This is a genomic window from Novosphingobium sp. ZN18A2 (assembly GCF_036784765.1).
In the GTDB taxonomy this organism is placed as follows: domain Bacteria; phylum Pseudomonadota; class Alphaproteobacteria; order Sphingomonadales; family Sphingomonadaceae; genus Novosphingobium.
On record NZ_CP136651.1, the window covers coordinates 1322017 to 1345410 of the forward strand.

The 23394-nt window shown below is 64.8% G+C and carries 18 protein-coding genes; 13 read left to right on the plus strand and 5 right to left on the minus strand.

The window, feature by feature from the left end; all coding sequences use genetic code 11:
* Positions 1–15 precede the first annotated feature (15 nt).
* Together atpA and RXV95_RS06625 are read right to left on the minus strand one after the other, a co-directional pair.
* The gene (gene atpA, locus RXV95_RS06620) at positions 16–1545 is read right to left on the minus strand and encodes a F0F1 ATP synthase subunit alpha (RefSeq protein ID WP_338468218.1); all 1530 of its coding nucleotides are present in this window, start codon (positions 1543–1545) and stop codon (positions 16–18) included.
* 14 nt (positions 1546–1559) lie between these two features.
* On the minus strand, positions 1560–2114 hold the full coding sequence (locus RXV95_RS06625) for a F0F1 ATP synthase subunit delta (RefSeq protein WP_338468219.1): 555 nt from the start codon (positions 2112–2114) through the stop codon (positions 1560–1562).
* A 134-nt stretch (positions 2115–2248) separates the two neighbouring features.
* Here RXV95_RS06625 and RXV95_RS06630 point away from each other — a divergent pair, with 134 nt between their 5' ends.
* Positions 2249–2965 carry a dienelactone hydrolase family protein gene (locus tag RXV95_RS06630; RefSeq protein WP_338468220.1) on the plus strand — a complete coding sequence of 239 codons (717 nt, stop codon included), beginning with the start codon at positions 2249–2251 and terminating at the stop codon, positions 2963–2965.
* 59 nt (positions 2966–3024) lie between these two features.
* On the opposite strand, the gene RXV95_RS06635 is transcribed toward RXV95_RS06630, so the two are convergent.
* Positions 3025–4590: a serine protease gene (locus RXV95_RS06635; RefSeq protein WP_338468221.1), complete on the minus strand. Its 1566-nt coding sequence runs from the start codon at positions 4588–4590 to the stop codon at positions 3025–3027.
* Between the two features lie 105 nt (positions 4591–4695).
* On the opposite strand from RXV95_RS06635, the gene ada reads away from it, so the two are divergent.
* A complete protein-coding gene (gene ada, locus RXV95_RS06640) occupies positions 4696–5748 on the plus strand; it encodes a bifunctional DNA-binding transcriptional regulator/O6-methylguanine-DNA methyltransferase Ada (RefSeq protein WP_338468222.1) in 1053 nt (350 codons plus the stop codon).
* Positions 5749–5761: 13 nt separating this feature from the next.
* Here the strand turns inward: ada and RXV95_RS06645 are convergent, their stop codons facing one another.
* Positions 5762–6394: a glutathione S-transferase gene (locus RXV95_RS06645; RefSeq protein ID WP_338468223.1), complete on the minus strand. Its 633-nt coding sequence runs from the start codon at positions 6392–6394 to the stop codon at positions 5762–5764.
* A 29-nt stretch (positions 6395–6423) separates the two neighbouring features.
* Positions 6424–8589: a primosomal protein N' gene (locus RXV95_RS06650; protein ID WP_338468224.1), complete on the minus strand. Its 2166-nt coding sequence runs from the start codon at positions 8587–8589 to the stop codon at positions 6424–6426.
* Between the two features lie 137 nt (positions 8590–8726).
* On the opposite strand from RXV95_RS06650, the gene fsa reads away from it, so the two are divergent.
* The 11 genes from fsa to RXV95_RS06705 all read left to right on the plus strand — a co-directional run bounded on the left by fsa (position 8727) and on the right by RXV95_RS06705 (position 23394).
* On the plus strand, positions 8727–9380 hold the full coding sequence (fsa, locus tag RXV95_RS06655) for a fructose-6-phosphate aldolase (RefSeq protein WP_338468225.1): 654 nt from the start codon (positions 8727–8729) through the stop codon (positions 9378–9380).
* A 95-nt stretch (positions 9381–9475) separates the two neighbouring features.
* On the plus strand, positions 9476–11290 hold the full coding sequence (gene cobT / locus RXV95_RS06660; protein ID WP_338468226.1) for a cobaltochelatase subunit CobT: 1815 nt from the start codon (positions 9476–9478) through the stop codon (positions 11288–11290).
* A gap of 32 nt (positions 11291–11322) precedes the next feature.
* A complete protein-coding gene (locus RXV95_RS06665) occupies positions 11323–12024 on the plus strand; it encodes a nitroreductase (protein ID WP_338468227.1) in 702 nt (233 codons plus the stop codon).
* Positions 12025–12199: 175 nt separating this feature from the next.
* Positions 12200–14227 (plus strand): CHASE2 domain-containing protein, encoded by a 2028-nt coding sequence (locus RXV95_RS06670; RefSeq protein ID WP_338468228.1) that lies wholly within the window; start codon positions 12200–12202, stop codon positions 14225–14227.
* Positions 14220–14975 carry a hypothetical protein gene (locus tag RXV95_RS06675; RefSeq protein WP_338468229.1) on the plus strand — a complete coding sequence of 252 codons (756 nt, stop codon included), beginning with the start codon at positions 14220–14222 and terminating at the stop codon, positions 14973–14975. The genes RXV95_RS06670 and RXV95_RS06675 overlap by 8 nt, the downstream gene beginning before the upstream one ends.
* A gap of 16 nt (positions 14976–14991) precedes the next feature.
* On the plus strand, positions 14992–15750 hold the full coding sequence (locus tag RXV95_RS06680; protein WP_338468230.1) for a hypothetical protein: 759 nt from the start codon (positions 14992–14994) through the stop codon (positions 15748–15750).
* A gap of 51 nt (positions 15751–15801) precedes the next feature.
* Positions 15802–17265, plus strand: coding sequence for a cysteine--tRNA ligase (cysS, locus tag RXV95_RS06685; protein ID WP_338468231.1), 1464 nt, complete (start codon positions 15802–15804; stop codon positions 17263–17265).
* Positions 17266–17380: 115 nt separating this feature from the next.
* On the plus strand, positions 17381–18319 hold the full coding sequence (locus RXV95_RS06690; protein ID WP_338468232.1) for a D-2-hydroxyacid dehydrogenase: 939 nt from the start codon (positions 17381–17383) through the stop codon (positions 18317–18319).
* A 196-nt stretch (positions 18320–18515) separates the two neighbouring features.
* Positions 18516–20177 (plus strand): acetolactate synthase large subunit, encoded by a 1662-nt coding sequence (locus RXV95_RS06695; RefSeq protein WP_338468233.1) that lies wholly within the window; start codon positions 18516–18518, stop codon positions 20175–20177.
* Between the two features lie 117 nt (positions 20178–20294).
* On the plus strand, positions 20295–21734 hold the full coding sequence (locus RXV95_RS06700; protein WP_338468234.1) for an aldehyde dehydrogenase family protein: 1440 nt from the start codon (positions 20295–20297) through the stop codon (positions 21732–21734).
* Between the two features lie 223 nt (positions 21735–21957).
* Positions 21958–23394 carry a multiheme c-type cytochrome gene (locus RXV95_RS06705; protein ID WP_338468235.1) on the plus strand — a complete coding sequence of 479 codons (1437 nt, stop codon included), beginning with the start codon at positions 21958–21960 and terminating at the stop codon, positions 23392–23394.

Below are 23394 nucleotides of genomic sequence, written 5' to 3' on the forward strand. Positions count from 1 at the left end.
CTAGTCTCTTCAGGCTCAGGCGAACTGCTTGGCGAAAGCGTCGAGCGCGGCGACGGTCTTCGCCTTTTCGTCGTCGCCGAATGCCTTGCTGTCACGGATCGCGGCCAGCACGTCGGCGTGGTTCTCGCGCATGAACGCCAGCATTTCCGCTTCGTACTCGGTCACCTGGTTCACCGCGATGCCATCGAGATAGCCGTTGGTGCCGGCGAAGATCGACACGGTCTGCTCTTCGAACGGCAGCGGGCTGAACTGCGGCTGCTTGAGCAGCTCGGTCAGGCGCGCGCCGCGATTGAGCAGCTTCTGCGTCGAAGCGTCGAGGTCGGAACCGAACTGGGCGAAGGCCGCCATTTCGCGGTACTGCGCAAGCTCCAGCTTGATCGAGCCGGCGACCTTCTTCATCGCCTTGGTCTGGGCCGAACCGCCCACGCGGCTGACCGAGAGGCCAACGTTGATGGCCGGGCGGATGCCCTGGTAGAACAGGCCCGTTTCAAGGAAGATCTGACCGTCGGTGATCGAGATCACGTTGGTCGGGATGTACGCCGAAACGTCGCCTGCCTGCGTTTCGATGATCGGCAGCGCGGTAAGCGAACCGTTGCCGTTATCGTCGTTCATCTTCGCCGCGCGTTCCAGCAGGCGGCTGTGAAGGTAGAACACGTCGCCCGGATAGGCTTCGCGGCCCGGCGGGCGGCGGAGAAGAAGCGACATCTGGCGATAAGCGACAGCCTGCTTCGAAAGGTCGTCGTACACGATCACCGCGTGCATCGCGTTGTCGCGGAAGAATTCACCCATCGTGCAGCCGGTGTAGGGCGCCAGATACTGCAGCGGAGCAGGCTCCGAAGCGGTGGCGGCAACGACGATGGAGTATTCCATCGCGCCGTTTTCTTCCAGCTGACGCACGATCTGCGCGACGGTGGAGCGCTTCTGGCCGACCGCGACATAGATGCAGTAGAGCTTTTTGCCTTCATCGTCGCCCTGATTGACGCCCTTCTGGTTGATGAAGGTGTCGATCGCGACGGCGGTCTTGCCGGTCTGGCGGTCACCGATGATCAGTTCGCGCTGGCCGCGGCCGACGGGCACGAGCGCGTCGATCGCCTTGAGGCCGGTCTGCACGGGTTCGTGCACCGACTTGCGCGGGATGATGCCCGGCGCCTTCACTTCCACGCGCTTGCGCTCGGTCGCCTCGATCGGGCCCTTGCCGTCGATCGGGTTGCCCAGCGCGTCGACCACGCGGCCCAGCAGGCCCTTGCCGACCGGAACGTCCACGATGGTTTCGGTGCGCTTGACGGTATCGCCTTCCTTGATCTCGGCGTCAGAGCCGAAGATCACGACGCCGACGTTATCGGCTTCGAGGTTCAGGGCCATGCCCTTCACGCCATTGGCGAACTCGACCATTTCGCCGGCCTGGACCTTGTCGAGGCCGTGGATGCGGGCGATGCCGTCACCCACCGACAGAACGGTGCCGACTTCCGAGACCTGTGCCTCGGTGCCGAAGCTGGCGATCTGGTCCTTGATGACCTTCGAGATTTCAGCGGCGCGGATTTCCATTGGTGTGCCTTTCGTCAGCCCTTCATGGCCTGGGCGAGAGAGTTGAGACGGGTGCGGATCGAGCTGTCGATCTGCCGGCTGCCGATCTTCACGATCAGGCCGCCGAGAATTTCGGGGTCGACGCGGGTGCGCAGTTTGACCTCACGGCCTTCGCGCGCCTTCAGCGTCTGGGAAAGTTGTTCGACCTGGCTCGAATCGAGCGGGTGCGCGGAAATGACTTCGGCGCTCACCTCTCCGCGCTGGGCGGCGGCGATCGCGGCGAAGGCGCGGATCATGCCGGGCAGCGAGGCGAGCCGGCGATTGGCGGCAAGGACGCCGAGGAATTTCGTGGTGAGATCGGAAAGGCCGAGCAGGCCAGCGACCGATTCCATCGCCTTGCCCGCCGCATCGCGTCCGACCTGCGGATTGCGGGTCAGGGCCGAAAGTTCGGCCGATTCGCGGATCGCCGCGTCTAGCTTTTCGAGGTCTGCCTCGACTCCGCTGACGGTGCCGTTCTCGCTCGCAAGGTCGAACAGCGCCGCTGCGTAGCGTCCTGCCAGACTGGCTGTTATGCCGCCGGAAATCTCCACGCGCCTTAAATCCCCTATCCGTTTCGGGCTGACAGGGTGAACCAAGCGCGAAAATCGCGCTGACACCCCCCAGATGGGGGCGCGCCTAGCAACGATTGTGCCGGTGCGCAAGATGCGCGAAAGGGTTCGACCCAATGGCCAGTTCGGGCGTGGCGGAAGGAGCGGATGAGATGGGCGAATGGATCACGATCGCGATGGACGATGGCTATGATATGCCGGTCTATCGCGCGCCTGCCAGTGCAGAGCGGCGCGGCGGTCTGGTGCTGGTGCAGGAAATCTTTGGCGTTACCGAACATATCCGTGACCTTTGCGACGAATATGCGGCCGATGGATATGAAGTGCTCAGCCCCGGCCTGTTCGACCGGGAGGCGCCGGGATTCGCGGCGGACTACGCAGGCCCAAGTTATGACCGTGCCATAGAAATCGCGCGAGGAGAGCATTCGTTCGAGCAGAGTCTTTCCGATTCCGCGCGGTGCGTGGATTGGCTGGCCGCCCAGGGCGGCCCGGTTTTCGTTGTCGGCTATTGCTATGGCGGTTCGGTCGCCTGGCGGCTGGCGCAGACTCACGACGGGCTTGCCGCCGCTTCGTGCTATTACGGTGGCTTCATCGCCACGCGCTTTGCCGAAGAAGCGCCCCGTTGCGCCACGATCGCGCATTTCGGGCGATACGATCCGCTGGTAGAGTTTCCCCCGGTCGAAAAACTGATCGAAAAGCAGCACCCGACCGCGCAGGTTTTCGTTTACGAAGCGGGACACGGCTTCAATTCGGACCGGCGCAAGGACTATCATGAAGAGAGCGCCGACCTGGCGCGGGAGCGGACCTTGCAACTGTTCCGCGTGCTGGGTGGTTAGGACCGCTTACGCGGCAGCGACACGTCCGGCATTGAACGCCGACGGCGCAGCGATTCGCGTCAACCGGCTTCGCCTGCCGGGGTGCAGGTATAGACCAGCCGCTCTTGCGGGCGTGGGGGAAGCAGCGCCTTGATTGCATCCTGCGCCGCGCCGAGTTCGCGCACGGCGGCCTCGTCGGCGCCGCATTCCGGCGGGGTGTATTTGCCGCGCGCATCGCGGGCCTTGGTCATCGCGTCCAGCCCGAGGAGATAGCGTTCCACCGTGTAGGTGCGCGATTTCGGGTCATAGCTGTTCACCGAAACCGTCTCTTCCGAATTGGGCACGAGGATGCGCGACCATCCGTCCGCGTCGAGGCCGTATTGCGTGCGTCCGTTCACGCATCCCTTTTCCCCGAATTCGAGCGGGACGTCGGTGATGTCGGAAACGGTCACGCGGCTGCGCTGCGGCTGGAACACGCAGACCATCTTGCCTGTCCCGTCACCGGCCTTCACTTTTGCGGGCTTCGCGGACGACGAAGCCTGCGGCGCAGCAAGCAGGTCTTTCGCGCGTTCGTCTATCGACGAAAGCGGCGGCCGGGTGAGCCATGCGATGACCGATCCGACCAGAAGCACCACGGCAACGCCCCCGGCAATCTTCGCTTCGCGCTCGTAATCCGATCCGCGCGCGGTCAGCACAAGCGCGCCGCCCGCCGTCACCAGCGCGGCGGCCAGCAGCAGGGCCGCCATCGCCATGCCGTTATCGCGTTCCGACAGAACCTGCAGTTCCGCCTTGCGGTGCGCGTCGTCCGACGCGCGCTGTTGCGCTTCGGCCTTCGCCGCATCGGCAGCGGCCGCCTTGGCCTCGGCGTCGAGCGCGCGGCGGTCCTGTTCGTCCTGATAGGCGGCAAGCGACTGGCATTGCACGCCCGTCAGGTGCGCTTCCACCCCCGCGTCGCGCAGGAACGGCGCCAGTTCGCGCATCGAAACGGCAAAGAAGAACGAGGAATCGGTGCCGTTGTCGCTGATCGTGCCGAAGCTGTTCACACCCACCACGCGGCCGCACGAATCGAGCAGCGGGCCGCCAGAGTTGCCCGAACCGATCGGGGCGGTGTGCAGGATCGTGTCGAATCCGCGGGCGCTGCGCCCCGCCGAAACATAGCCGCGCGTCTTTACCGGCGCCTGCGGATCGACCAGGTCCGCCATCGAAAGCCCCTGCGCAAGGTCCACGTTGCCGGGATAGCCCACCGCGAACACTTCCGATCCGTCGCCCACGGCGCCGGTAAACAGCGTTGCGGCGGGTATCGCGCCCGGCTCGGCCAGTTTCAGCAGCGCAAGGTCGTTGCGCGGGCTGTAGGCGACAAGCTTTGCCAGGTATCCCTTGCGTCCTTCGGGCGGGACGATGCCGACGATCATCGTATCGTCCTGCCGCAAGCGCGAAACGACGTGGGCGTTCGTCACCACCAGCGTGGGCGTTACCGCGAAGCCCGATCCGTGGCCGACGAGCGAGGTGCGCGTGCCGTCCGTCGACAGCAAGACGATTCGGACAACCGAGCGCGCGGCGGCGGTAATATCGGCCGGTTCAGCCCGCGCCGTGGTGGAGGTGAGCGCGCAAAGCGCAAGCAACAGGGCGGCGATGATGCGGGTCACGATGCGCTTCTTAGGCGAGCGGACGGTTTGATCGCAAGCGGCGGGACGCGCGTCATGATAGGGTGTGCCAGATGTCCGCCACTTGCCATCGACGCGGAGGATGCCATGACCGTTCACACCATGATCGAAACGATCGATCCCGATGAGGCCTGGCAGGCCGTTCTCGCGCGTGACCGCAGCTTTGACGGGCGATTCGTGACCGGGGTGCTGACCACCGGTATATATTGCCGCCCGTCGTGCGCGGCGCGGCATCCCCGGCGCGAGAACGTGCGCTTCTTTGCCGACGGCGCAGCCGCGCGCGCGGCGGGATTGCGGCCCTGCAAGCGTTGTTCGCCCGACGATGCCAGCCGTGACGAGCGCGCGGTGCTATCCGCCATCGCCGCGATCAAGGCGGCGGGGCAGCCGCTGGCGCTGGCCGCGCTGGCGCAAGAGGCGGGCTATTCCCCGTCGCATTTCCAGCGGATATTCGCCCGCCATACCGGCCTTTCGCCGGCAGCCTATGCCCGCGCCCTGCGCAGCCAGCGTGCGGCCGACGTTTTGAGCGGGGGCGGACGGGTGACCGATGCAATCTACGATGCGGGCTATTCCGGCCCGTCGCGATTCTACGATGAACAGGAAGGGCGGTTGGGCATGGCACCTTCGGCCTGGGCGAACGGCGGCAAGGGTGTGACGATTCATTGGGCGGTGGTGCCCACCAGCCTTGGCGAAATGCTCGTCGCGGCCACGGACAAGGGCGTTTGCCGCCTGTCGTTCGATGAAGGGCGCGCTGCGCTGGAACGCCGGTTTCCCAAGGCCGAACTGGTTGACGGGGGAGAGGACTTTTCCCGGCTGCTGGCAGACATCGTTTGCGCGGTGGAGCGCCCGGGCGATTTCGCGCATATCCCGCTCGACGTGAAGGGCACGGCCTTTCAGGAAGCCGTGTGGCGCGAATTGCGGCGTATCCCCGCGGGCGAAACGCGCAGCTATGCCCAGATCGCCGCCGCCGTCGGCAAGCCGGGTGCTGTCCGCGCGGCCGGTTCGGCGAACGGGGCGAACAACGTTGCCGTGTTGATTCCCTGCCACCGCGTCATCCGATCCGACGGCAGCCTTGGCGGCTATGCCTATGGCCTGGACATCAAGCGCGAACTTCTGGCGCGCGAGCGCGGTGAGGGAGACTAAGGGGAATCCGCCCTCAGTCGAGGACCGGCTCCATCCCCGGCTCTGCCCTGGCCATCGCGGCGCGATAGGCGGGACGCTCTCCGATGCGGGCGAGATAGGCCTTCACATTGGGGAACGGATCGATCGAGGCATTGCGGAAGGCGCGTGCCGTCGTCAGGCAATAGACCATCATGATGTCAGCCGTGGTCAGGTTGCGCCCGCCGAAAAATGGCACTTCGCCCAGCCGCTTCTCGATCATGTCCCAGCAGATCCGCGCCCGGTCGCCCACGAAACCGGCAGCGGGATCGCCACCGGCGAACGTCACCGCCAGTTGCATCATCAAGGTCGTCATGAAGGTGCCGTTCGACCAGTGGAACCAGAACAGGTGGTCCGCGAAATCGGGATCGTCCACGCCGGGGACCAGCTTTCCGTTGCCGTGCTTCGCCACCAGGTAATCGCAGATCGCCCCGCTTTCGCCCAGCACCAGGTCGCCGTCGGTGATGACGGGTGCGATGCCCATCGGGTGCAGCGCCTTGTATTTGTCGGGCGCAAGGCGGTTGTCGACGCGCCTGTCATATCGCTTCAGTTCGTAATCGAGGCCCAGTTCCTCGCACAGCCAGACGATGCGTTCGGACTGCGATATTCCAAGATGGTGGACGGTGAGCACGGCACTTCTCCCGATTGTGTTTGTGGGGATCACACGAACGAATAGGGGTCGACGTCGACACCCACGCGAACGCCGCCGGGAAACTGCAGCGGATCGAGCCATTCGCGCAAGATGCGTTGCAGTTCGGTCGACCGGCGCGCGTTGACCAGCAGGCGATAGCGATAGCGGCCGCGCAGCAGCGAAAGCGGTGCGGGGGCGGGGCCAAGTACCATGAAGTCGGCCAGGTGCGGCGCCGTTCCGCCGATGGCGCGGGCCGCGTCGCGCGCTTCGGCTTCGTCCTCGCTCGATACGATGATCGCAGCCCAGCGCCCGAAGGGCGGGGCGTGCGCGTGGCGGCGCGCTTCGGCTTCGGCTTCATAGAACGCATCGCGCTCGCCGCTTGCCAATGCCTCGATCACCGGCGCCTCGGGATGGCGCGTCTGGATCAGCACTTCGCCCGGTTTCTCGCCGCGTCCGGCGCGTCCGGCAACTTGCGCGACCTGTTGATAGGTACGTTCCGCCGCGCGCAAGTCTCCGCCTTCCAGCCCCATGTCGGCATCGACCACGCCCACCAGAGTGAGTTCGGGAAAGTGATAGCCCTTGGTGACGAGTTGCGTGCCCACGATCACGTCGATCGCGCCTCCGCTGGCGCGTTCCACGAAGTCCGCCGCCTTGGCCGGGCTGGTCAGCGTGTCCGACGTGACCAGCGCGACGCGCGCTTCGGGCAGGATTTCCGCCACCTCGTCGGCAATCCGCTCCACCCCCGGACCGCAGGCGACGAGGCAATCGGGCTCACCGCATTCGGGGCAGGTTTCGGGCTGGGTGACCTCGTGCCCGCAATGATGGCAGGCAAGTCGCTTCGACAGGCGGTGCTCGACCAGCCAGGCAGAGCAATTGGGGCACTGGAAGCGGTATCCGCAATTGCGGCACAGCGTGAGCGGGGCATAACCGCGCCGGTTGAGGAACAGCAGCGACTGTTCGCCCTTCGCCAACCGGTCCTTCAGGGCTTCCACCAGCGGAGGGGCAAGCCACTTGCCGCGCTCCGGCTGCGTTTCGGTGAGGTTGACGATGTGGATGTCCGGCAATTGCGCCCCGCCGAAACGGTCGGGCAGCACGATGCGTTCATAGCGGCCCGCTTCGGCCATTTGCAGGCTTTCGAGCGCCGGGGTCGCACTGGCAAGGATGACCGGCACCTTTTCGAACAGGCCGCGCATCACCGCCACGTCACGCGCGTTATAGCGCACGCCGTCATCCTGCTTGAAGCTGATTTCGTGCGCTTCGTCCACGACGATGCAGCCAAGCGCCGGGAAAGGCAGGAACAGGGCCGAGCGCGCGCCGACCACGACTTTCGCGTCGCCCAGCGCGACCGCACGCCACGCGCGGCGGCGCTCGCTCGCCTTCAGCGAGGAATGCCAGGTGACGGGCGGAACTCCGAAACGGTCCTCGAAGCGTTTCAGGAACGTTTCGGTCAGCGCGATTTCGGGCAGGAGCACCAGCACTTGCCGGTTATCCTCCAACGCGGCGGCGATCGCCTCGAAATAGGTTTCCGTCTTACCCGATCCGGTCACGCCGTCGAGCAGGAAGGGCGCAAAGTCGTGCGCGCGCACCGCGGCCACGAACCGATCCGCCGCGGCCTGTTGCCCTTCGCTGAGATCGGGCACGGCGAAGCCGGGGCGCGGCGCCGGATAGGGGCGGTCCGCATCGACTTCCACCGCTTCCATGATCCCGGCATTGACCATGCCGCGCAGCACCCCTTCCGATACGCCCGCGATGTCCGAAAGCTCGCGGATCGTGCCTTGCTGGTCGTTCAGCAGGTCTATCGCCTGCGCGCGCTGCGGGGTCAGGCGCACGGGCACGTCGCCGGTCAGCCGGTATTCGGTGATGGTGCTTCCCCCGCGCAGCGCCGCGCTGCTCGACAGCGCCATGCGCGCGACAGAGGCGAAAGGGGCAAGGTAGTAATCCGCCGTCCATTCGATCAGCCGCCGCAGCGGTGCGCCCAGCGGCGGTACGGGAAGGACGCCTGCCAGCGGGCGCAGCTTCGAATCGGGAACATCGGTTCCCGGCAACCGTTCTGGCTCCCAGACGATCCCGACGATCTGCCGCGGCCCCAGCGGGGAGACGACGACGCTTCCGGGCCGAACGTCCATCCCATCGGGCACCCGGTAATCGAGCGGGCCGAGCGCGGCGTTGAAGACGAGGCAGCGGACGCGGTCCATCGCTTCCCTCTATGGGGGCGGACAGGCGCATCGCAAGCACGCTTTCTCCACACCCTGTCACGCCGCGCCTGACAGGGCCGCCGCGCTTGCCTATAGGCGAGCGCAAGAATCACCTCCCCAGCCGGAAGGGACAAGCCATGAAATTCTTCGTCGACACCGCCGATACCGCCGAAATCAAGGACCTGGCCGCAACGGGCCTGCTTGACGGTGTGACCACCAACCCTTCGCTGATCGCCAAGTCCGGCAAGGACTTCAAGGAAGTGACGAAGGAAATCTGCGGTATGGTGGATGGCCCGGTCAGCGCCGAGGTTGTCGCGCTCGATCACGAAGGGATGATGCGTGAAGCCGAAGTGCTGCGGAAAATCGCCGATAACGTGTGCATCAAGGTACCGATGACGTTCGACGGGCTGAAGACCTGCAAGGCGCTGACCGGCGACGGCACGATGGTCAATGTCACGCTGTGCTTTTCCGCCAACCAGGCGCTGCTTGCGGCGAAGGCGGGCGCGTCATTCGTTTCGCCCTTCGTCGGACGGCATGACGACAACGGCTTCGACGGTATGGACCTGATCCGCGACATTCGCCTGATCTATGACAACTATGCCTTCGAAACCGAAATCCTTGTCGCCTCGATCCGCCACGGCATCCACGTGCTGGAAAGCGCGCGGATCGGCGCCGATGTCGCCACGATGCCGCCCGCGGTGATCCGCGGCCTTGTGAAGCACGTGCTGACCGACAAGGGGATCGAAGGCTTCCTGGCCGACTGGAAGAAGACGGGCCAGTCGATCGGCTGAAGCCCGTCGGTCGAGGCCCGGGCGGGCGGGGATACCTGGCGCGCACTTCAGTTTTTTCTTGAAACTGCGACTGGCCCTCGCGGTATAGGCAACCCATGCGTGACGAATCCCCACTCGACCAGTTCAAGTCCGCCCTGACCGGTGCGGCCCGCGCCATCGCGCACGAGCCGGAAGTGGAGGTGGCGTGGACGGCGGACGCGCCCAGCCAGTCCGGCACGGCGATGCGGGTGCCCATGCCCGGCCGCAACCTGTCGCCGGACCAGATCGCGGAAGCGCGCGGGTTCGCCGATTCGATGGCGCTGAAGCTGCTCCACCACGATACGGCGGAGCACGCCGCCCACGCCCCGGCGGAGCCGGTTGCGCGGGCCTGCTATGACGCGGTCGAGCAGGTGCGTTACGAAGCAATCGGCTCGCGCGATTACGCGGGGATGCGCGGCAACCTTGATGCCGCGCTGGCGATCCGCACCGCGTCCGATCCCATCGCAAGGGCCGACCGGGCGGAAGACGTGCCGCTGCAGGCCGCGCTTTCGCTCCTGCTTCGCGAGCGACTGACCGGGCAGCCCGTGCCCGATTCCGCCCGCGCGGCAACAGACATGGTGCGCGAATGGATAGAGGATCGCGCGTCCGCCGATTTTGACGATCTTGCCGCTTCGCTGGACGATCAGCACGCCTTCCAGGCCAAGGCGCTGGACATGCTCCAGCATCTGGAACTGACCCGCTCGCCAGAGGATACCCCGCCCGAAACGGACGAGGACGACAGCGACGAGGGCGAGGACGATAGCCAGGACGGCGAGGATTCGGACCAGCAGCAGGACGAACAGCCATCTGAAGTCGCCGGCGATTCGGAAGAGGGCGAGGACGAATCCGACGGCGAAACGGAGATCGACCAGCCGGAGGATTCCGAAGAAGGCGAGATGACCGACGATGGCGAGGAGGGGATGCTTCCCACCCGCGCCAACCGGCCGTGGATCGACCTCCCCGAAACGTTCGAATACAAGGCCTATACCGACAGTTTCGACGAAGTGGTCGGGGCCGAGGAACTGTGCGACGATGATGAGTTGCAGCGCCTGCGCGCTTACCTCGACGCGCAGTTGAAGGGGCTGCAATCGGTCGTCACGCGACTTGCCAACCGGCTACAGCGCCGGCTGATGGCGCAACAGAACCGGTCCTGGGATTTCGACCAGGAGGAAGGGCTGCTGGACGCCGCGCGGCTGGCGCGCGTGGTGGTATCGCCCGGCCATTCGCTGTCCTACAAGATCGAACGCGATGTTGAGTTCAAGGATACCGTCGTCACGCTGCTGATCGACAATTCCGGATCGATGCGCGGACGGCCCATTTCCATCGCGGCAATCAGCGCCGATATCCTGGCGCGCACGCTGGAACGCTGCGGCGTGAAGACAGAGATACTGGGCTTCACCACCCGCGCGTGGAAGGGCGGGCAAAGCCGAGAGGCGTGGCTGGCTGGCGGAAAGCCCGCGCATCCAGGACGGCTGAACGACCTTCGCCACATCGTTTACAAGAAGGCGGACGAGCCGTGGCGCCGCGCGCGCAACAAGCTCGGCCTGATGATGCGCGAAGGGTTGCTGAAGGAAAACATCGACGGCGAGGCCTTGTTGTGGGCGCACACGCGCTTGCTTGCCCGGCCAGAGGACCGCCGCATCCTGATGGTGATTTCGGACGGCGCGCCGGTGGACGATTCGACGCTGAGCGTGAACAACGCGGGATACCTGGAACAGCACTTGCGCCGCGTTATCGACTGGATCGAGAAGCAATCCCCGGTCCAGCTTGTCGCCATCGGCATCGGCCACGATGTGACTCGCTATTACCGCCGCGCGGTGACGATCATGGACGTGGAGCAACTGGGCGGCACGATCATCGAGCAGCTTGCGGGGTTGTTCGAGGACGATTGACGGCAGCGGTTTAACCGGCCAGTTAAACGGCGATGACACAGCAAGCCACGCCCCTTTCGCGCATGACCGTTTCCGAAGCCGTTGCCACCCGCCGCTCTGTGCGCCGGTTCCTGAGGGAAGCCGTGGGGCGCGATGTGCTGGAGCGCGTTCTGGAAAAGGCGCAGCGCGCGCCTTCGGGCGGCAACGTCCAGCCCTGGAACGCGAATGTATTGACGGGCGCGCCGCTGGCCAGGTTGCTGGATGCGGTTGCGGGCGTGATCCCGCAGGGCCGGGCGGCGCACGCGCCGGAATACCACATCTATCCGCCGGAGCTTGAAGGCGCATACGATGCGCGACGTTTCGGCGTGGGCGAGGCGATGTACGCCGCGCTGGGCATCGCAAGAGAGGACAAGAAGGGACGCCTCGGCCAGTTCATGCACAATTTCCGCGCATTCGATGCGCCGGTGCTGATGCTGGTCCACACCCCGCGCTATATGGGGCCGCCGCAATGGTCCGACATCGGGATGTGGCTGCAAACGGTCATGCTGTTGCTGCGTGAAGAGGGTCTGGATTCCTGTGCGCAGGAAGCCTGGGCAGTCTATACCCCGCAAATCCGCGAATGCGTGACGATCCCGGACGATCACATCTTCTTCTGCGGCCTTGCGATCGGCCATCGCGACCCGGTCGCGCCGATCAATACCTTCGATGTTCCCCGCGCCCCGCTGCAAGAATCTGTCGCGTTCGAAGGATTTTAGCGCGCGCCACGGTTGGCAGCGGCGGCATCGTCCGCCTATGGTGTGCGCCAAAGCATAACGAGAGCTGTGGGTCGCGGCTAAATCGAGGGGTGACGGTGCTGTCCGCCGTCGCCGCGAGGGGAGACATACGTGCCTGCGAACACACGGACACGGAAAGCCGCGACGGGAGCGGCCGATGCCTGACAAGCGCCAGGATCGCATGGAGCGGCGCGTGGGGCGCACGGTCTCGCAACTCGGCTGGCAGCGCGTGGCGGTCGCCGCGATCCTGCTTGCCGTGGCGCTGTTCCTGGCCGCGCGCAGTTGGCATCTTCCGTTGCTGCGCGACGCGGAAAGCGCGCTTTACGATATCCGCACCGCGGCGCTGGCGCCGGCAACCGATCCCGACAAGCGGGTGACGCTGGTGGTCTATACCGCCGATACCAACCGCAAGACCGGCCAGATATCCCCGGTGGATCGCACGATCCTGGCAAAGGCGCTGAAACAGATAGATACGCTGGGCGCGAAGGGCATCGGCATCGATATCCTGTTCGATTCGCCCCAGCCGGACGATCCGCTGCTCAAATCGACGCTGAAGGCGATGAAGACGCCGGTTTTCCTTGCCTATGCCAACAGCAAGACCAACCCTGAAGCGATTACATATGAGCAGACGCAGGATCTTTCGGCCTATATCAAGTCGGTAACGACCAGCGACGTCGGCCCGGCGAGCATCCTGCTGGAAACCGATAACGACGGCGTGGCGCGGCACTGGCCGCACCAGTATCCGGGCCTGCCGCCACTGCTGTCCGTGGCGATGACGAAGAACGTCAAGGGCGACGCGGACATGCGCTTTGCCAGCTATACCGGCCCGATCCGCTATCGCGTGCCGACCGCCAGTGACCGCCCGGTGTTCGACAAGATCCCGATAGACCTGCTGGCCGATCCTGACACCGCACCGCTGATGGCCGAGGCGATTACCGGCCGATACGTGCTGATCGGCGGCGACTTTTCCGATTTCGACCAGTTCGACACGCCGTTCACGCGCACGGGCAACCCGGTAACGGGCGAGACGCGCATGATCGGGGTGGAAGTTCACGCCTCCATGCTGGCGCAATTGCTCGACCACTGGTTGCCGGTGAATATCCCGCCGTGGCTTAAGTGGCTCGCGGCGGCGATTGTCGTGCTGCTGGGCGCGGCGACAGCGGCGGGGCAAGTGCGCACTTGGCTGCTGGCGATCGGCGTACTGGTGCAGTTCGCGGCCTTTCTGGCCTTGCCCTATTTTCTTGCGCGGAGCGGGTTCGATACGCTGGGCCTGCCTTCGGTCGGCTGGATCGTGGGCTGGCTGGTCGCCTATACGGCGGTGAGTTCGGCCCTGCGCGCGATCAACGCCGCGCAGCGCGAGTTCGCGCAAGGGGCGCTGGGAAAATACCTGCCCCGTTCCGTGGCGAGCGAGATCATGCGCAATCCCGAACGTCTTTCGCTGCACGGCGAAAAGCGCGAGATATTCTGCGTGTTCACCGACCTTGAAGGCTTCACCAAGCTGACCCACGCGGTAGAGCCGGAAATGATCGCCCAACTGCTCAACGACTATCTCGACCGCCTGTCCGCGGTCGTGCTTGAATACGGCGGCACGCTCGACAAGTTCGTGGGCGATGCGGTCGTGGCCTTCTGGGGCGCGCCTATCGCCTACCCCGACGATGGAGAGCGCGCGGCGAAGGCGGCCTGGGCGATGTACCAGGCGGGCGAGGCGTTCCGCCAGGCCGTGCCCGAAGGCGTGCCGAAGATCGGGCGGACGCGCGTGGGCTTGCACTATGGCGAGGCAATTGTCGGCAATTTCGGCGGGGAGGGGCGCATCCAGTACACCGCGCTGGGCGATGCGATGAACACCGCCGCGCGGCTGGAAAGCGCGAACAAGCCGCTGGATACCAAAGTGCTGGTCAGCCGCGAGGCGATGGAGCGCACCGGGCTGGACTGGTTCCGCCCGATGGGCCGGGTCACGCTGCGCGGCCGTTCCACCCCGGTCGAGATTTTCGAACCGACGCCCGATGCGACCGACGAGGAACGCGCACGGGTGCGCGAACTGATCGCGGCGCACGAGCAGGGAAATTCGGATCGTGTGCAGTCACTCACAGCGAAGCTCGCCGAATCGATGCATGACGATGCCGTGATCAACCTCGTCCAGAGGCTGACCCAGACGCATAAAGGAGAAAGCTATGTCCTTGGCTAATTCGAAGGCGCTCAAGGCGATGGCGGCAGGGGCTGCGGCCATTGCATCGCTGGCCATCGGCGGCGCGGCAATGGCCCAGGCGGTCATCATCCGGTCAACCGGGCCATCGGCGGCGCAGTATCCGCAAGGGCGCAAGCTGCCCGCCAACGCGACCGTGACGCTGAAATCCGGAGACCGCGTGACTGTGCTCGACAAGTCGGGCACGCGCGTGCTCTCCGGGCCGGGCAGCTTTGCTATGAACGGCAAGGTCAACCGCGACGGTGAAGGCACCTCTCTTGCCAGCGCGATCCTGTCCAGCGGGTCCAGCCGCCGCACCCGCACCGGGGCCGTGCGCGGCGCGCCGGTGGAGCAAGCCCCGCCGGGACCGGGCAGCGTGTGGTATATCGATGTCAGCAAGGGCGGCACCTATTGCGTGGCCGATCCGTCAAAGCTGGTCCTGTGGCGTCCGAACCGCACGGAGGAGGCTACCGCCACGCTGACCGCCGCCGACGGCACGGTGGCCGATCTTGTCTGGAAGCGCGGCAACGCGCTGAAGCTTTGGCCGGCCGCGACGCTGCCTGTGGTGGACGGGCAGACTTACACCTTCAGCGATCCCGTGGGGCCGGCGGTGAAGATCACCACCAGGCTGCTGGGGCCGCTGCCTCCTGATCCGATGGAGGTTGCCGCGAAGATGGGCGAACTGGGCTGCAACGCGCAGCTTGACGTCATGGCCAACGCCGCGGCCCCGGCCGGTTCGGGCGGGATGTAAGGCGATGCGCAACGTGATGAAGACGATTGCCGCCTTGGCTGCCGTATCGCTGGGACTGGCCGTTTCGGCGCAGGCGCTGGCGCAGTCGGTGATCGTGCGGTCCACCGGGCCTTCGGCATCGTCCTATCCACCGGGCAAGCGCCTGCCTGCGGGCACGAAGATCACTCTTCGCAGCGGCGATGTGGTGACGGTGCTGGACAAGGTCGGCACACGCGTGCTGCGCGGCGCCGGCTCGTTCGACCTCGATGCCACGTCCACGCGCAATATCGGCGGTGCGGCGCGGCTTGCCCGGTCGATGAACAGTCCGGTCGCTGTCCGCGCGGGGGCGGTACGCGGCGGCGTGCCTAACGAAGCCGGCCCGATCCTGCCGCCCAGCATCTGGATCGCCGATATCGACAAGGGCGGCCGCGTCTGCGTGCCGCGCGGCAGCGATCTCTATCTGTGGCGCGGCGAAGCGTCGCAGCGCCGCTATACTTGGCTGGGTGAGGCGGAAGGCGGCGCGATGACCCGCATCCTGTGGCCGAAGAACACCGCGGGCGTTCCCTGGCCCAGGGCGGTTGTTTCCCTGTCCGACGGGCAGGCCTATCGCTCTGTCGACGATAGCGCGTCTGACAATGGCGTGGATTTCGAACTGGTCGTGCTCGATCCCGACAAGGTGCCCACCGATGCTTCCGGGCTTGGCGTGATGCTGCTCGACAATGGGTGCAAGGCGCAGTTCGAGTGGCTGGCAAAGACGCTGGAAGAACCGGCGGCAGAATCGGCGACGGCCCCGTAGGGACGCTCTCCGCTTGACCGCGCCATGCGGGGCGGGGCAAGGGCGCTGGCGATGACAGACGCCCCTGCCGTTCCGCTGACGCTGTTCAACAGCCTGACCCGCAAGCCCGAGGTGTTTCAGCCGGTTCATCCGGGCGAAGCGCGCGTCTATTCGTGCGGGCCGACGGTTTATAACTACCCGCACATCGGCAACATGCGCGCCTATGTTTTTGCCGATATTCTGGGCCGCACGCTCAGCTTCAAGGGTTACCGGCTTACCCACGTCATCAACATTACCGACGTGGGGCACCTGACGGACGATGCCGACGCGGGCGAAGACAAGATGGAGAAAATGGCCGCGCAGCGCGCGCAATCCATCTGGGACATCGCTAAGCATTATACCCAGGCTTATTGGGCGGACATAAAGGCGCTCAACATCCGTCAGCCCGCGCACTGGTCTATCGCCACGGACTATGTTCCGGCGATGATAGAGTTCGCGAAAGGCATCGCGGAAAAACACTGCTACGAACTCGACAGCGGGCTGTATTTCGATGTTTCCACGGTGGACGATTATGGCCGCCTCGCCCGCGCCCATACCGAAGAAGGCGAAGGCCGGATTGATGCGGTGGAAGGCAAGCGCAACGCCGCCGACTTCGCGATCTGGCGCAAGACTCCGCCGGGCGAAAAGCGCCAGATGGAATGGGATTCCCCGTGGGGAAAGGGCGCGCCGGGCTGGCACCTTGAATGCAGCGTGATGAGCGGCAAGCTGCTGGGCTTTCCGTTCGATATTCACACCGGCGGGATCGACCACCGGGAAATCCACCACCCCAACGAAATCGCGCAGAACCAGGCGTTCTGCTGCACCAACGGGCTGGACAATGCCGCGAACAGCGGCGCGCGCATCTGGATGCACAACAACTTCCTTGTCGAGCGCAGCGGCAAGATGAGCAAGTCGGCGGGCGAGTTCCTGCGGCTGCAACTGCTGATCGACAAGGGCTATCACCCGCTCGCCTACCGCATGATGTGCCTTCAGGCGCATTACCGCAGCGAGCTTGAGTTCAGCTGGGAAGGGCTGGGCGCGGCGCTTGTGCGATTGAAGCGCATGGTGATGGCGGTGGGCCAGTTGAAAGAGCGCGCTTCCACACCCGCCGAAAGCTGGGGGCCGAAACTCACGCCGCTGATGGCAAAGTTCGATGCCGCGGTGTCTGACGATCTCAATACGCCCATCGCGCTCACCGCGACGGAAGAGGCGATCGCGATGAAAAAGGTCGATCCTGCCGAGAAGCTGGCGCTTGTTTCCGCGATGGATGCGGTGATGGGGCTGGGCCTGCTCGACCTTGAGCGCACGGCGCTGCGGATTCGCCCGAAGGATGCGACGGTCAACGAGGCCGAGATCGAAGCAACACTCACCGCGCGCAAGGAAGCCCGCGCCGCGAAAGATTTTGCAAAGTCCGACGCGCTGCGAGACGAGCTTGCCGCCAAGGGCGTCGAGGTCATGGACGGCGATCCACTCGGCTGGGAGTGGAAGCTGGGCTGATCCGTCCCCCTCCCGCTTGCGGGAGGGGTTAGGGGTGGGCATTGTCTTTCCAGCGAATCTTGCGGTCCAAGGCGCCCACTCCCGGCCCCTCCCGCAAGCGGGAGGGGAGAAAAGAGTGACCGTCTTTGTGATGAACGTCTTGGCGCGCCCATTGATCGAGGGGCGCTTGCCCGACTGGATCGAGCCGCGCTTCTTCGACACGACCGAGCACTTGTTCGAACTGGCACCGAAAGCCGAAATCGGCTGGTTTGACCTCCACAAGAAAGAGGACATGGCCGAAGCGATCAGGCGGGCCGCGAGCCTGAAATGGCTCAACTCGGTCTATGCCGGGGTCGACGGGTTTCCGCTCAATATCCTGCGGGAACGCGGCGTTGCGTTCACCAACGGCGCAGGAATCAACGCGATCACCATTGCCGAATACATCACGATGGGGATGCTCAATATCGCCAAGGGCTATCGTGAGGTCGTGCGCGCGCAGGACCGGCACGAATGGCTGCGCGATGCGCCTGGAACGATGGAACTGGCGGGCAGCCGCGCACTGATCCTTGGTTACGGCGCGATCGGGAAGCGCGTCGAAAAAATCCTTCACGGGCTTGACGTAGAGGTGACGAAAGTGCGCCGTTCGACCGGTGAGGGCACGCTCGGTCCGGATGAATGGCGCGCGCGGCTTGGTGAGTTTGACTGGATCATCGTTTCCGTGCCCGCCACCGCCGAAACCGAAGGACTGATCGGTGCGGCGGAGCTTGCCGCGATGAAGCCCACCGCCTGCGTCATCAACGTTGCGCGCGGTTCGGTGATAGACCAGCCGGCGCTGGTTGCGGCGCTGCGCGACGGACAGATCGGTTCGGCCTTTCTTGACGTGACCACGCCGGAGCCACTGCCCGCCGACGATCCGTTGTGGGATCTGCCGAGTGCGCACATCACCATGCATCTGTCGGGCCGGTCGCAAACCCGCATGTTCCAGCGCGGGGTGGAGCGCTTCCTTGCCAACCTGGAACGCTTTCGCGCCGGTGAGCCTTTGGAATACCGGGTAAACCTGGACCTGGGATATTGACCGCGCGGGCCGCGAGCCGCTGCAAGTGATTTGCAGCCGCAAGGGGTGACTTGCCCGCAAGGCTTTGATAGTCCTTGCGGGCAAGGCGGGCGCGGGGGCCATAACGATAACGTTGCCCCGCCTGAGGTCGCAATTGACTTGGGGAGAACGGACGCGCGCCTGGCCGTGTGCGGACCGTCAGTCAGGAGCGGCATATATGGCCAACGGTTCAGGCAAGAAGGCGTCCGACGTATTCATCGAATGCCTTGAGGCGGAAGGCGTCGAATATGTGTTCGGCGTTCCGGGTGAGGAAAACCTGGATTTCCTCGATTCGCTGTCACGGTCCGAAAAGATCAGGCTTGTGCTGACCCGCCACGAACAGGGCGCGGGCTTCATGGCGGCGACATACGGGCGGCATACCGGCAAGACCGGCGTCTGCCTGGCAACGCTTGGTCCCGGCGCCACCAACTTCGTTACCGCGGCCGCCTATGCTCAGCTAGGCGGGATGCCGATGATGATGATTACCGGCCAGAAACCGATCAAGAAATCGAAGCAGGGCCGCTTCCAGATACTAGACGTGGTTTCCATGATGGGGCCGATCACCAAGTATGCGCACCAGCTGGCCAGCGCCGACAACATTCCCAGCCGCGTGCGCGAGGCGTTCCGCCTGGCCGAAGAGGAAAAGCCGGGCGCCGTGCATCTTGAATTGCCCGAGGACATTGCCGACGAGCACACCGATTCCCGCCCCATTCCGGCCTCTGTCGCGCGCCGCCCTTCGGCCGAGTCCAAGGCCGTGCGCATCGCGGTGAAGGCGATAGAGGAGGCCAAGGCGCCGGTGCTGGTGATCGGTGCGGGCGCCAACCGCAAGATGACCGGCCGGATGCTGCGCCAGTTCGTTGAAAAGACGGGCATTCCCTTCCTGACCACGCAGATGGGCAAGGGCGTGATCGATGAACGTCATCCAAAGTTCCTGGGCTGCGCGGCGCTTTCCGCCGGGGACTTCGTGCACCGCGCGGTCGAGGATGCGGACGTTATCATCAACGTCGGACACGACGTGATCGAAAAGCCGCCGTTCTTCATGCGCGAGGGCGGGCCGACGGTGATCCACGTTTCGACGCGCACGGCGGAAGTCGATCCGGTCTATTTCCCGCAGATCGAAGTGATCGGTGATATCGCCAACGCAGTCTGGCAGATCAAGGAAGACATCGTTCCGCAGGGCAAGTGGAAGTTCGACCACATGCTCGCCTATCACACGGCGGAGCTTGACCACACGGGCAAGATGGCTGCCGATGCGCGCTTCCCGATCTTCCCGCCGCACCTTGTCGGCCAGGTCCGCGATGCGATGCCTGAAGACGGGATCATCTGCCTGGATAACGGCGTCTACAAGATCTGGTTCGCGCGCGGCTACACTGCCTATCTTCCCAATACCGTGCTGCTCGACAACGCGCTTGCCACGATGGGCGCGGGGCTGCCCAGCGCGATGATGAGCGCGATGGTCTATCCCGAACGCAAGGTCATGGCGATCTGCGGCGATGGCGGGTTCATGATGAACAGTCAGGAGATGGAGACGGCGGTAAGGCTGGGCCTGAACCTGACGGTGCTGATCCTGCGCGATGATTCCTATGGCATGATCCGCTGGAAGCAGGCCAACATGGGCTTCAAGGACTGGGGGCTGACCTATGGCAACCCCGATTTCGTCGCCTATGCGGAAAGCTATGGCGCGAAGGGGCACCGCATCGAAAGCTCTGCGCACCTGGCCGAAGTCCTGGCCCATTGCCGCGATACACCGGGCGTCCATCTGATCGATTGCCCGGTCGATTATTCGGAAAACGACCAGATCCTGAACAAGGATATCAAGGAACTTTCGAAGGCGTTGTAGGCTTTGCAATAACGAAGTGCCCCTCTCGCTTAAGGGAGGGGATAGGGGTGGGCCTGTTTGCCGCCCCGTCCTTTCCCACCCCCGGCCCCTCCCGCAAGCGGGAGGGGGGAGGAAACGATGGTCAAGCTCAAGGACACCTATCCGCTCTATCTCAACAACAAGGCCGCGCAGCCTAACACGGACCTTGCTGTTACCGACAAGTTCACCGGTGAGGTGGCGTTCCGCACCGCGCTCGCCACGCCGGACGTGATCGACGAGGCCATTGCCGGGGCGGTGCGCGCGGCGGAGCCGATGGCGAAGTTGGCGAGTTACGAAAAGCGCGACGTGCTGGATCACTGCGTCGCGCGCTTCCAGGAACGGTTTGACGAACTCGCCTATGCGCTGTGCGTCGAAGCGGGAAAGCCGATTGCCGATGCCGAAGGCGAAGTAACCCGGCTGATCGACACGTTCCGCATCGCGGCGGAAGAGGCGACGCGCAATTATGGCGAGATCCAGCCGCTGGATATCTCGGCACGCGCGAAAGGATACATGGGGATGTGGAAGCGCGTGCCGATCGGGCCGTGCAGTTTCATCAGCCCGTTCAACTTTCCGCTGAACCTTGCCGCGCACAAGATCGCACCCGCCATCGCGGTCGGCTGTCCCTTCGTGATGAAGCCCGCCAGCATGACGCCGCTGGGCGCGATCATCATGGGCGAAGTGCTGGCGGAATGCGATGTGCTGCCCGAAGGCGCGTTCTCGATCCTGCCCGCCAGCCGCGACGGCGCGGACCTGTTCACGGTGGACGACCGGCTGAAGCTGCTCAGCTTCACCGGATCGCCCGGCGTCGGCTGGGATCTGAAGGCGAAGGCGGGCAAGAAGAAGGTCGTGCTGGAACTCGGCGGTAATGCCGCGGTGGTGGTCGACAAGGATGCCGATCTCGATCATGCGCTCGCCCGCATCATCTTCGGCGGCTATTACCAGTCGGGCCAGAGCTGCATCCACGTGCAGCGCGTGATTGTTCACGAAGACGTGTATGACACCTTCCGCGATATGCTCGTCGCGAAAGTCGGCACGCTGAAGGCCGGCGATCCCAAGAACCGCGAAACCTTCATCGGTCCGATGATCTCAGAGAAGGAGGCGAAGCGGCTGAAGGGCTGGATCGATGCCGCGGTTGGCGGCGGGGCGAAGCTGCTGGCCGGCGGCGGGCTGGAAGGCGCGATGCTGGAAGCGACGCTGCTGGAAGATGCACCCGATGCCAGCGACGTCGTGCGCGAGGAAGCGTTCGGCCCCGTGGTCGTGCTATCGCGGTTTTCGGACTGGGGTGCGGCGCTTGCGGAAGTGAACGACAGCCGCTTCGGGCTTCAGGCCGGTTTGTTCACGCGCGATATCCACAAGGTGCTCGAAGCGTGGGACGATCTCGACGTCGGCGGCATCGTGGTGAACGATGTTTCGTCCTACCGGGTCGACAACATGCCTTATGGCGGGGTCAAGGATTCGGGCCTAGGCCGCGAGGGCGTGCGGTTCGCGATGGAGGACATGAGCGAGATCCGAAATCTGGTGATCCGGCGCGAATCGTGAAACGGCGACTGGCGAACATGGACTGAATTCGCTTCGCGAAATCGGCCAAATTCTGCGGGTTAGCTAATCGTTTTCGCAAGTCTGTTTCATTTCGGCACTTGATTGGCGGGCTTTGCGTGTCATAGTCGCGCGCAACGGGGTCGTATTGCATGGACTACCGGCGTTGGGGGAAAAGGGGCAAAAGCTTCGGTCCCGCACGCTGCGTCGGCAGGAACGAGGGGCAATGCTGGGCAATTTGAAACCTGTGCAGCGGCTCACGGCCGCCTGCCGTTCCTTTACGCGCACCGGTGCGGTGGCGGTGTTCGCTTGTCTTGCGATGGCGGCAAGCGCGCTTTCGGCCTCTTTCCTGATCGCGCCGGAACCCGTCCGGGCCGAAGGCACGGTCTCGTCCACGATGGCCCAGTCCACGATGGCAAAGCACCTTGGCGTGGCAAGCTGTGCGGGATCGACCTGCCACGGTCATTCTGTCGCTGACGGTCATCCGGTCCGCCAGGACGAGTTGAAGCTGTGGCAGGAGGAAAGCTCTCCCGGCGGTGCGCACAGTCGCGCCTATCGCGCCGTTCTGGAGCCGCGCGGGCAGGGCATTGTTCGGCGGCTCGGCCTCGATGCGGCCGGCGTGCAGCGGGAATGTCTGGGCTGCCATGCCTCGCCCGGCGGTCACAAGCTGTCGGACGGCGTCGATTGCGAAACCTGCCACGGCGCGGCCGGCGGCTGGATTTCCAGCCACTATACGGTCGGCGCCAGCTATCGCCGCGATGTCTCCAACGGGATGACGGACCTTGTGAACCCGCGCACCCGTGCACGGGTTTGCCTGGATTGCCACTTGTCCGGCGACGGGCAGGGGCAGTTCATCTATCACCGCATCATGGCGGCGGGGCATCCGCGCATTTCTTTCGAACTGGACCTGTTCTCCACGCTCCAGCAGCACTGGAACGAGGATGCGGATTATGTCCAGCGCAAGGGCGGCAAGACGAACTCGATGCGGATGTGGGCCGTGGGCCAGGCCGAGGCGGTGAACCGTTCGCTGGAACTGTTCAGCGAGCCGGCGAAAGGCATGGACGGTATCTTCCCCGAGTTCACGTTCTACGATTGCCATTCGTGCCACCGTCGCATCTATGACGGGGACGAGGCGCACGTAACGGCTATCCCCAATCCGGGGCGCCCGATCCATCTGGGTATGCCGCCTTACAACGATGAGAACATGATCATGCTGATCGCGGCGTCGCGCGTTGTGGCACCCGATCTGGCCGGCACGTTCGAAGCGCGGAGCAAGGCGTTCCACGCGGCGATGGGCAAGGGGCGCAGAGAAGCCGTCACCGCGGCGCAGGCCCTTCGCCAGAGCGCCAACGCACTGGCCGACCGCTTTTCCGGCGCGACGTTTTCGAAGGCCCAGACCTTCGCGATCATGGACAGCATCGCCAGCAACGCGATCACTCCGCGCTTCACCGATTACGAAGGCGCGGTCCAGTCGGTCATGGCGATCGACACCTTGCTGAACGGCATGGTCAACCAGGGGATGGTGAGCCAGGGTGCCGCGGGCGACCTGCGTGTGCGGATCAACGAAGCCTATGCCGCTGTGCGCGATCCCAACGGCTTCCAGCCGATTGCCTTCCGCCGCGCGTTGACCGACGCGGTTTCCAGCATCCGGAGCTTGCGCTGA

What these genes read in the sequence shown, in the direction of transcription:
- atpA (WP_338468218.1), bottom strand. Translation starts at nt 1,545, where the DNA reads ATGGAAATCCGCGCCGCTGAAATCTCGAAGGTCATCAAGGACCAGATC.
- RXV95_RS06630 (WP_338468220.1), top strand. Translation starts at nt 2,249, where the DNA reads ATGGCCAGTTCGGGCGTGGCGGAAGGAGCGGATGAGATGGGCGAATGG.
- ada (WP_338468222.1), top strand. Translation starts at nt 4,696, where the DNA reads ATGACCGTTCACACCATGATCGAAACGATCGATCCCGATGAGGCCTGG.
- RXV95_RS06650 (WP_338468224.1), bottom strand. Translation starts at nt 8,589, where the DNA reads ATGGACCGCGTCCGCTGCCTCGTCTTCAACGCCGCGCTCGGCCCGCTC.
- fsa (WP_338468225.1), top strand. Translation starts at nt 8,727, where the DNA reads ATGAAATTCTTCGTCGACACCGCCGATACCGCCGAAATCAAGGACCTG.
- cobT (WP_338468226.1), top strand. Translation starts at nt 9,476, where the DNA reads ATGCGTGACGAATCCCCACTCGACCAGTTCAAGTCCGCCCTGACCGGT.
- RXV95_RS06665 (WP_338468227.1), top strand. Translation starts at nt 11,323, where the DNA reads ATGACACAGCAAGCCACGCCCCTTTCGCGCATGACCGTTTCCGAAGCC.
- RXV95_RS06670 (WP_338468228.1), top strand. Translation starts at nt 12,200, where the DNA reads ATGCCTGACAAGCGCCAGGATCGCATGGAGCGGCGCGTGGGGCGCACG.
- RXV95_RS06680 (WP_338468230.1), top strand. Translation starts at nt 14,992, where the DNA reads ATGAAGACGATTGCCGCCTTGGCTGCCGTATCGCTGGGACTGGCCGTT.
- cysS (WP_338468231.1), top strand. Translation starts at nt 15,802, where the DNA reads ATGACAGACGCCCCTGCCGTTCCGCTGACGCTGTTCAACAGCCTGACC.
- RXV95_RS06695 (WP_338468233.1), top strand. Translation starts at nt 18,516, where the DNA reads ATGGCCAACGGTTCAGGCAAGAAGGCGTCCGACGTATTCATCGAATGC.
- RXV95_RS06700 (WP_338468234.1), top strand. Translation starts at nt 20,295, where the DNA reads ATGGTCAAGCTCAAGGACACCTATCCGCTCTATCTCAACAACAAGGCC.
- RXV95_RS06705 (WP_338468235.1), top strand. Translation starts at nt 21,958, where the DNA reads ATGCTGGGCAATTTGAAACCTGTGCAGCGGCTCACGGCCGCCTGCCGT.